Annotated in this window: 1 protein-coding gene; it reads right to left on the reverse strand. The window is 60.1% G+C overall.

The annotated features are described in order from the left end of the window. Positions 1-566 precede the first annotated feature (566 nt). On the reverse strand, positions 567-699 hold a 133-nt coding region (locus MA884_RS27780), incomplete at its 5' end, for a YbdD/YjiX family protein (RefSeq protein ID WP_256233483.1).

Here is a 699-nt window from a genome sequence, read left to right on the forward strand (position 1 = left end):
ATTGGTTCGGTGGCGAAGCAAATCCCGAGGCCATCCTAAAACAACTGTGGGAGCGAGCCTGCTCGCGAAGGCGGTGTGTCAGCCACATCAATGGCGACTGACCTGACGCCTTCGCGAGCAGGCTCGCTCCCACAAGGGGTTCGGTGGTGAAGCAAATCCCGAGGTCATCCCAAAACAACTGTGGGAGCGGCCTTGCTCGCGATAGCGGTGGGTCAGTCAACATCATCGTAACTGACCCGACGCCTTCGCCAGCAAGCCCGCTCCCACAAGGGGTTCGGTGGTGAAGCAAATCCCGAGGTCATCCCAAAACAACGGTGGGAGCGGGCTTGCTCGCGATAGCGGTGGATCAGCAAACATCAATGCTGCTGACCCGACGCCTTCGCGAGCAAGCCCGCTCCCACAAGGGGTTCGGTGGTGATGCAAATCCCGAGGCCACCGCAAAACAACTGTGGGAGCGAGCCTGCTCGCGATAGCGGTGGGTCAGTCAACATCATCGTAACTGACCTACCACCTTCGCGAGCAAGCCCGCTCCCACAGGGTTACCTCATCAACCGGCTATCAGTTGATCAACAGCACTTGGGCCCCGCCTTGCCGCCGTAACGGGCCTCCTGGCGTTCGCGGAAGAACGCCTCGTAGTCCATCACCGGCTTGTCCGGGTGTTTGCTTTGCATGTGCTCGACGTAGTTGTCGTAGTCGGGC

Source organism: Pseudomonas sp. Q11, from assembly GCF_024494355.1.
Lineage (GTDB): Bacteria > Pseudomonadota > Gammaproteobacteria > Pseudomonadales > Pseudomonadaceae > Aquipseudomonas > Aquipseudomonas hefeiensis.